This is a genomic window from Streptomyces silaceus (assembly GCF_001419745.1).
Classification (GTDB): Bacteria; Actinomycetota; Actinomycetes; order Streptomycetales; family Streptomycetaceae; genus Streptomyces; species Streptomyces silaceus.
Genome location: NZ_LIRJ01000255.1, coordinates 1 through 6,197, shown reverse-complemented (window position 1 = coordinate 6,197; position 6,197 = coordinate 1). Strand labels below are relative to the sequence as shown.

Annotated in this window: 8 protein-coding genes; 4 read left to right on the top strand and 4 right to left on the bottom strand. The window is 74.0% G+C overall.

Features of this window, described 5'->3' with window-relative positions; translation table 11 throughout:
- Positions 1–751 (top strand): MFS transporter (locus AOK22_RS23450; RefSeq protein ID WP_157872274.1); only part of this gene is annotated, 751 nt, incomplete at its 5' end.
- Positions 752–759: 8 nt separating this feature from the next.
- Here the strand turns inward: AOK22_RS23450 and AOK22_RS23445 are convergent.
- A complete protein-coding gene (locus tag AOK22_RS23445) occupies positions 760–1,992 on the bottom strand; it encodes an ROK family protein (protein ID WP_055700681.1) in 1,233 nt (410 codons plus the stop codon).
- Positions 1,993–2,146: 154 nt separating this feature from the next.
- On the opposite strand from AOK22_RS23445, the gene AOK22_RS23440 reads away from it, so the two are divergent.
- Together AOK22_RS23440 and AOK22_RS23435 are read left to right on the top strand one after the other, a co-directional pair.
- Positions 2,147–3,382, top strand: coding sequence for an MFS transporter (locus tag AOK22_RS23440; RefSeq protein ID WP_055700680.1), 1,236 nt, complete (start codon positions 2,147–2,149; stop codon positions 3,380–3,382).
- A 52-nt stretch (positions 3,383–3,434) separates the two neighbouring features.
- Positions 3,435–4,178 (top strand): maleylpyruvate isomerase family mycothiol-dependent enzyme, encoded by a 744-nt coding sequence (locus AOK22_RS23435; RefSeq protein WP_055700679.1) that lies wholly within the window; start codon positions 3,435–3,437, stop codon positions 4,176–4,178.
- A gap of 73 nt (positions 4,179–4,251) precedes the next feature.
- On the opposite strand, the gene AOK22_RS23430 is transcribed toward AOK22_RS23435, so the two are convergent.
- Entirely contained in the window at positions 4,252–4,656 is a 405-nt protein-coding gene (locus tag AOK22_RS23430) for a MarR family winged helix-turn-helix transcriptional regulator (protein WP_055700678.1), read from the bottom strand.
- A 163-nt stretch (positions 4,657–4,819) separates the two neighbouring features.
- Between AOK22_RS23430 and AOK22_RS23425 the strand changes: the two genes are divergently transcribed.
- Positions 4,820–5,146, top strand: a complete 327-nt coding sequence (locus AOK22_RS23425) for a DUF6332 family protein (protein ID WP_063795316.1) — start codon at positions 4,820–4,822, stop codon at positions 5,144–5,146.
- Here the strand turns inward: AOK22_RS23425 and AOK22_RS23420 are convergent.
- Positions 5,107–5,772, bottom strand: coding sequence for a response regulator (locus tag AOK22_RS23420; protein WP_055700677.1), 666 nt, complete (start codon positions 5,770–5,772; stop codon positions 5,107–5,109). The two genes, AOK22_RS23425 and AOK22_RS23420, sit on opposite strands and share 40 nt — an antisense overlap.
- Positions 5,769–6,197: sensor histidine kinase (locus tag AOK22_RS23415; protein WP_341845600.1), on the bottom strand; the 429-nt coding region annotated here is incomplete at its 5' end. The genes AOK22_RS23420 and AOK22_RS23415, both read right to left, overlap by 4 nt.

Genomic DNA, 6,197 nt, shown 5'->3' with positions numbered 1-6,197 from the left:
CGGCTGGCGCGCCGCGTTCTGGGCCATCACCGGGCTGACCGTGCTCGCCGCCTTCATCACGCTCGCCGGCGTGCCGAGCGCCGAAGAGGGGGCCGAGGAGGGCGGCGGCCTCCGCGAGGAGCTGGGCGCCTTCCGCAGCCCGCGCCTGTGGCTGACCCTCGTCACCAGCACCTTCGTCATCGGCGCGACCTTCTCGGCCTTCAGCTACCTGAACCCGATCCTCACCGAGATCACCGGCTTCTCCACCGGGACCGTGCCACTGCTGCTCGTCGCGTACGGAGCCGCCACCGTCATCGGCAACACCGTCGTCGGCCGGCTCGCCGACCGCTACACCCTGCCCGTGCTCGTCACCGGTCTCGCGCTGAACCTCGCCTTCCTCGTCGGGTTCGCGCTCTTCGCCGGACTGACCGTCCCCGCCCTCGTGTTCATGCTGGGCATCGGCCTGGTCGGCGTCACCATGAACCCGGCCATGGTGACCCGCGTCCAGGGCGCCGGCAACGCCCGGCCGCTGGTGAACACCGTCCACTCGTCCTTCATCACGCTGGGCATCATCGTCGCCACGTCCGTCGGCGGACCCGCCATCGACGGCTTCGGGCTGCGGGCGCCGCTGTGGATCGGCGCGGGCCTGGCCGTGCTGGGGCTCCTCACGCTGGTGCCGGACGTCCTGCGCCGCCGGGCGCGGACGCGTCCGACCGCTCCCGCCGAGGAGGCGGCGGGCAAGCCCGCCGAGGACGTGCCCCAGCCCGTCTGACCGCCCGCCTACCCCAGTGCCCCCAGGGGGTCGTCGAGCACCGGCTGCCAGGCCAGCTCGGCGGCCCCCACCAGGCTGTTGTGGTCCAGCGTGCAGGCCAGGATCGGCACGCCACCGCTGCGGCCCCACAGGCTGCGGTCCGCGACGACGGCCCGCAGCCGCTCCGGGTCCGCCTCCAGGAGGGCCCGGTGCAGGCCGCCCAGGATGATCCGGTCGGGGTTGAGGATGTTCACCAGGCCCGCGAGGCCGAGGCCGAGCCGGTCGATCAGCGCCTCGGCGGCGGACCGCACGGCCGGATCGCCGTACGCGCCCCTGAGCAGGTCACGGGCCTGCACGAGCAGGCCTTCGGGCCCCGGCTCGCGCCCCGCCGCCGCCAGGAAGGCGAGCGGATCGGTCTCCACGTCCAGGCAGCCGCGGCTGCCGCAGTGGCAGGGACGCCCCTCGGGGTTCACGACGACATGGCCGACCTCCAGCGCGAGGCCCGAACTCCCGGTGTGCAGACGGCCGTCGAGGACCAGCGCGCCGCCGACACCCCGGTGCCCGGTCGCCACGCACAGCAGGTCGCGGGCGCCCCGGCCCGCTCCGTGGCGGTGCTCGGCGAGCGCCGCGAGGTTCACGTCGTTGGCCGCGAAGGCCGGTCCCCCGATGCCCGCCTCGCGTACACAGGCGGCGAAGATCTCGCGCACCTGGGCGCCCGCGGGCCACGCCAGGTGCAGCGGGTTGAGGGCGGTGCCCTCGGGCTCGGCCACCGCGGACGGCACGGCGAGGCCCGCGCCCACACAGCGCCTGCCCGTCTCCCGCAGCAGCCGCGCGCCCGCGTCCACGACGGCCTTGAGGACCTGCGCGGGATCGGCGTCGATGGTCTCGCAGCCGGGCGCGGTCGCCACGATGTGCCCGCCGAGCCCGACCAGCGCGGCCCGGAAGCCGTCGGCGTGCACCTGCGCGGCGAGCGCCACGGGTCCCGCCTCCGCGACGGCGAGCCGGTGCGAGGGCCGGCCCTGCGACCCTGCCGCCGCGCTCGGCTTCGCGTCGATCCGGATCAGTCCGAGCGCCTCCAGCTCGGCGGCGACGGCACCCGCGGTGGCGCGCGTGACGCCCAGCTCGGCGGTGAGCACGGCACGGGTCGGCGCGCGCCCGGTGTGGACCAGTTCGAGCGCGGGACCCAGCGCGCCACGCCCTCGCTCCAGGCGGGTACGCGTGGTCACTTCCCCCTCGGCACGGGGGTCAGCCTTGCCGTTCATGAGGGCGAGTCTCCCATGATCCGTACACGCTCCCGCCGCTGTGCCGTCATCTTCCGGTCCTTCCCCGACCGTGCCGCACATCGCCCCCGGCCGTCCCCTGCGTCACCGTGCATCCGGCTTGTCCACGGCCCGCACGCACCCCTACGCTGACTTTGTGCCGCTACTGAACAAACTCGGCGCGCCAGCGCCCGGTGCCACCGACCCCTACCTCCGCCGCCTGCGCATCGCCCTCACCGTCTTCTTCGCCCTCGACGGCTTCGTCTTCGCCGGCTGGGTCGTCCGCATCCCGGCCATCAAGGAGCAGACCGGCGCCTCGGCCAGTGAGCTCGGGCTCGCGCTGCTCGCGGTCTCCGCCGGGGCGGTGGTCACGATGACGCTCACCGGGCGGCTCTGCCGGCGCTACGGCAGCATCCCGATGACCGTGGTCTGCGCGGTGCTGCTCCCCCTCGGCGTCGCGCTGCCGCCCCTGATGGACTCCGCCCTGACGCTCGGCCTGGTGCTGCTGTTCTTCGGGGCCTCGTACGGCGGGATCAGCGTGGCGATGAACAGCGCCGCCGTCGACCTGGTGCGCACACTGCGGCGGCCGGTGATGCCGAGCTTCCACGCGGCGTTCAGCCTGGGCGGCATGCTCGGCGCGGGGCTCGGCGGCCTGGTCGCCGGGCACCTCTCCCCCACGCCGCACCTGCTCGGGATCACCGCCGTCGGCCTGGGGGTCACCGCCGTGACCGCGCCCGCGCTGCTGCGCAACCCCGCGGTACCGCGCATCCGGCCGCCCGCCGACGCCCTGCCTTCGGTGGAGCACGGCGGCACGCGCCGGCTCGAGCGCCGCACCCGCGGGCTCGTGATGGTCTTCGGGTTCATCGCGCTGTGCACCGCGTACGGCGAGGGCGCCATCGCGGACTGGGGGCCGCTGCACCTTGAGCAGGATCTGCACGCCCACCCGGGCATCGCCGCCGCGGGCTATTCGTGCTTCGCCTTCGCCATGACGATCGGCCGGCTCTCGGGGACCGCGCTGCTCGAACGGCTCGGCAGGACCCGCACGGTGGTGGGCGGCGGCGCGACGGCGTGCGTCGGCATGCTCCTCGGTGCGCTCGCCCCGTCGACGGGGCTCGCCCTCGCCGGATTCGCCGTCACCGGGCTGGGACTGGCCAATATCTTTCCCGTCGCGGTGGAGCGGGCGGGCGCGCTGGCCGGTCCGGGCGGGGTCGCCGCCGCGTCGACGCTCGGGTACGGCGGGATGCTGGTCGGACCGCCGCTGATCGGCTTCATGGCGGACTGGTACTCGCTGCCCGCGGCGCTCACGAGCGTCGCGCTGCTCGCCGCGGTGGCCGCGATCGTCGGTTTCGCGACACGGAGTACGGAGCACAGCGACCGTACGGAATCGGACTGACATCGTCCGGAGGCTCCGCGGCGGACTCCCTCCGTCCGCCACACTTTCCGCCATGGAGATATCGGAGCACATACAAGTGGTCGCCGAAGAAGGAAAGCTGCTGGCGCGGGCCGCCGAGGAGGCGGGGCCCGACGCCAAGGTGCCGACCTGTCCGGGCTGGCAGGTGCGGGACCTGCTGCGGCACACGGGCATGGCGCACCGCTGGGCCACCGCGTTCGTCGCCGAGCGCAACACCTCGTACAGACTCGTGGGCGAACTCCCCGAGCTGGACGGAGACGCGCTCGTCGCGTGGTTCCGCGAGGGGTGCGCCGGGCTGGTCGAGACGCTCGCCACCGCCCCGCCCGACGTCGAGTGCTGGGCCTTCCTGCCCGCCCCCTCACCGCTCGCCTTCTGGACCCGGCGACAGGCGAACGAGACCACCGTCCACCGTCTGGACGCCGAGTCCGCGCGCGGCGGGTCCCTGTCGCCGATCGACACCGCGTTCGCCGTGGACGGCATCGAGGAGCTGCTGCTCGGCTTCCACGCGCGCAAGCGCAGCCAGGTGCGCAGCGACACGCCGTGCGTCCTGCGCGTACGGGCCACGGACACGCCCGAGGAACGCACCTGGACCGTGCGCCTCTCCGAGGGCCCGCCGCTCACGGAGCGCGGCGCGACGGCTCCGGCGGACTGCGAGGTGTCGGGGCCCACGGCGCAGCTCTACGCGGCGCTGTGGAACCGGCTGCCGTTCCCCGAGGTCACGGGTGACCTCACTCTGGCGGACCTGTGGCGGGAGCGGTCCGCGATCGTCATGAGCTGATCCGGCGGGCGTGGCCGGAATCGCTCCGACGGGCCCGGCCACAGCTGTTCCGACGGGCGCGGTGGGGCGCCCGTCAGTCGCCCGGGGCGTCGGCGAGCATCCGCTTCAGGACGGCCCGCTGCACGGGCCGCACCTCGCGGTGCAGGGCGCGCCCCTTGTCGGTGAGCGAGACGCGTACGCCCCGGCGGTCCTCGCTGCACATGCCGCGCTCCACGAGACCGTCCTTCTCCAGACGCCCGATGAGGCGGGACAGCGCACTCTGGCTCAGGTGGACCTGCGCGGAGATCTCCTGCACGCGGAACGTGCAGCCGCCGTCGTCCGACGATCCCTCGGCCAGGACGTCGAGGACCTCGAAGTCACTCGCCCCGAGGCCGTGCGGATGCAGCTCGCGGTCGAGTTCGCACAGTGTGCGCGCATGCACCGCGAGGATGTCGCGCCAGTGATCCACGAGCCCCTGCTCGGCCGTTTTCGCCGCCATGCCACCGCACGTTAGCAGAATTCCCTGCGTTTGTTGCACCGTCATTAAATGCACATGCATCTACTTCCGTGACGCCACGCCCGCGCGCCTCCCGCCTTCTCAACACGCCGTGCCCACACGGCAATTGCTTGCCGTTCCGGTGCGCTCCCCCGACACTGGGCGCATGGGGACCAGGACGCAGGGCGAGCGGGACGCGACCACCGTGGAGATCGGCTACGCCTTGTTCGTCGCCACGGGTCTCGCGGTCATCGCCTTCTTCGCCGTGTCGGCACCCGCCGACTTCTTCGGCGTGACCTCGCCCTCCCCGGGCCTGCTCCGCCGGGCGGGCCTCATCGCCGCCGCCGTCGTCTTCGTCGCGACCGTGGCGACGATCCTGCTGCGGCACGGGCGGTCGTCCGCGCGAGCGCGCCGCCGGATGTCCGCATCGGCACCCGGCCGCGACACGTCCGCTCAGCCCAGCCAGCCCGGCCGCACCAGGCCCGACTCGTAGGCGAGGACGACCAGTTGGGCCCGGTCACGGGCGCCCAGCTTCACCATGGTCCGGCTCACGTGCGTCTTGGCGGTGAGGGGGCTGACGACCAGCCGTCGGGCGATCTCCTCGTTCGACAGGCCGATGCCGACCAGGGCCATCACCTCCCGCTCGCGCTCGGTGAGCCCGCCGAGCGCGTCGGCGGCCGCGGGCTCCTTGGAACGGGCCGCGAACTCGGCGATGAGGCGCCGCGTCACCCCCGGCGACAGGAGCGCGTCGCCCTCGACGACCGCCCGCACCGCGCGCAGCAGTTCGTCCGGCTCGGTGTCCTTGACGAGGAAACCCGAGGCCCCGGAGCGGATCGCCTCGAAGACGTACTCGTCGAGTTCGAAGGTGGTGAGCATGACCACCTTCACGCTGTCCAGGCCCGGCTCCTCGGTGATCCGGCGGGTGGCGGCGAGCCCGTCGAGCAGCGGCATGCGGATGTCCATCAGGACGACGTCGGGGCGCAGTTCCCGCACCATGCGGAACGCCTCCTCGCCGTCCGCGGCCTCCCCGGCGACCCCGATGTCCGGCTGCGCGTCGAGGAGCGCCTTGAAGCCTGCCCTGACCAGGGACTGGTCGTCGGCGAGCAGTACGCGGATCACTGGTCCTCCCGAGGTGCCGTGCCGGCCCGGTCGCCGCGGCCCGCCGCCAGGGGCAGCACCGCGGTCACCCGGAAACCGCCGTCCGGGCGCGGGCCCGCCTCGATCGTGCCATCAAGGGCCGCGGCGCGCTCCCGCATCCCGGCAAGTCCGTTGCCGCTGCCGCCCGCGTCGGCGCCGGTGGCGGGCCCGTCGTCGTCGACACGCAGGGTGAGCGCGCCCTGTTCGTGACGCACCAGCACGCGCGCGTGGCGCGATCCGGAGTGGCGTACGACGTTCGTCAGGGCCTCTTGGACGATGCGGAACGCGGCGAGGTCCATGCCGGGCGGCAGCTTCGCGGGCGTGCCCTCGGTGGTGACGTCGACGGCCAGGCCCGTGCTGCGGGCCTGCTCGACGAGTTCGGGCAGCCGGTCGAGGCCGGGGGCGGG

Excerpts from the sequence above, each read along its gene's own strand:
- AOK22_RS23445 (WP_055700681.1), bottom strand. The coding sequence starts at position 1,992 with ATGAACGGCAAGGCTGACCCCCGTGCCGAGGGGGAAGTGACCACGCGT.
- AOK22_RS23435 (WP_055700679.1), top strand. The coding sequence starts at position 3,435 with ATGGAGATATCGGAGCACATACAAGTGGTCGCCGAAGAAGGAAAGCTG.
- AOK22_RS23430 (WP_055700678.1), bottom strand. The coding sequence starts at position 4,656 with ATGGCGGCGAAAACGGCCGAGCAGGGGCTCGTGGATCACTGGCGCGAC.
- AOK22_RS23425 (WP_063795316.1), top strand. The coding sequence starts at position 4,820 with ATGGGGACCAGGACGCAGGGCGAGCGGGACGCGACCACCGTGGAGATC.